Source organism: Frisingicoccus sp. (assembly GCF_048388605.1).
In the GTDB taxonomy this organism is placed as follows: Bacteria; Bacillota; Clostridia; order Lachnospirales; family Lachnospiraceae; genus Frisingicoccus.
The window spans coordinates 1-1,420 of record NZ_DBGCTU010000018.1 but is presented as its reverse complement, the minus strand read 5'-3'; the positions used below and the strand labels follow the sequence as shown (position 1 = coordinate 1,420).

Below are 1,420 nucleotides of genomic sequence, written 5' to 3'. Positions count from 1 at the left end.
AAGGCAAATATTAAAATCTAAGTAGGGTAAAATCAACGATAAAAGATTGAGAAACAATAAGAAGAGGCTTTTTATCCGGTTCAATTTTTCTGTTGTTCCAGATAAAAAGCCTCTTCTTTGGGCCAATCAAGTATAAAAATCGTTTTAATGCAGGATTTTGTAGAGCAATTCCTTTAAAAGTTCGGCATCGGAAACAGAGGTATTTTCTACTCCTTTCGAACGAGCATCCGTCATACGGATATCGCTGATCAGGTTGAACACTTTCATCGCCGAATAGTTTCGCATCCCTAAAAGATAATCCTTAACCTGGAATGTCCCCCGAAGTCCGAGTGCCGTCATCAAGCCGGCTTCGGAACGATCCTTCGTATAATAACAAATCAGGAGGTTCGAGAAATAGTTAAATAATACAGGAAGGGTCATCTGGATCGGATTACTTTTCGGGTTCTTCTCGAAGTATTGGGCAATACGGTTCGCCTTCAAGACATCTTTCATGGCAAGTGCCTTTATCAGTTCAAAGTTATTGTACTCTTTACTGATTCCGATATTTTGCTCCACCAGTTCCGGCGTGATGCGTTTTGCGCCTTTTTCAGGCAGGATCAGTGCCAGCTTATCCAATTCCTTACTCAGACGGCTTAAATCGTTTCCAAGGAAGTCAGAAAGCATCTGAGACGCCTTTCCGTCTATCCCTATGGAACGCATCTGCATAAAAGAGGCGATAAATGCCGGCATCTTGTAGTCGGGAATCTTTTTGGACTCGAACAGCACCCCGGTTTTGTCTGTTGCGGAAGCCAGCGCCTTGCGGCGATCTAAGTTTTTATATTTATAATTGATGACCAGAACTGTCGACATTAAAGGGTTCTTAACATAGTTCGACAGAAGCTCGATATCACGAATTAATTGAGCCTCCCGGACAACCACTAACTGATATTTTGACATCATCGGGAAACGGCGGGCAGCGTTAATTATAGATGCTGCATCCGTATCTGCTCCATACATGATAATTTGGTTAAAATCCCGTTCGGATTCTTCCAATACATTTTCGAGTAGCAAGTCTGTTATCTGATCCATAAAAAACGGTTCGTCACCCATCATTATATAGACAGGAGCGAATTTTTTTGCAACGATATCCCGACATATTTCCTCGTATGTATATTCTTTTTTTGCCATATTTGTGTGCGATCTCAATTAAAATTACCAACTGAAACGGATGTGACGGATCGTCTTCTTTCCATCAATAATCTGGCGAAGCGCTTCCACTCCCAACATTACATGCTCTTTCGCAAAATTCCGGGTCACCTCGCGATCGCTGGCTTCCGTTTTCACCCCGGCTTCTTCCATAGGTTTGTCGGAAATCATCAACAAAGCTCCTGTCGGAATCTCGTTTGCAAAGCCTGCCGTAAACAAGGTTGCCGTCTCCATA

Annotated in this window: 1 protein-coding gene and 1 pseudogene; both read right to left on the bottom strand. The window is 42.6% G+C overall.

The genetic code is table 11. The features are described from left to right. Positions 1-144: 144 nt before the first annotated feature. Positions 145-1,089: a DNA polymerase III subunit delta gene (gene holA, locus ACMN7X_RS03535; protein ID WP_418746122.1), complete on the bottom strand. Its 945-nt coding sequence runs from the start codon at positions 1,087-1,089 to the stop codon at positions 145-147. Between the two features lie 102 nt (positions 1,090-1,191). Next, positions 1,192-1,420: pseudogene (locus ACMN7X_RS03530) on the bottom strand (AMP nucleosidase); the annotation flags it as partial.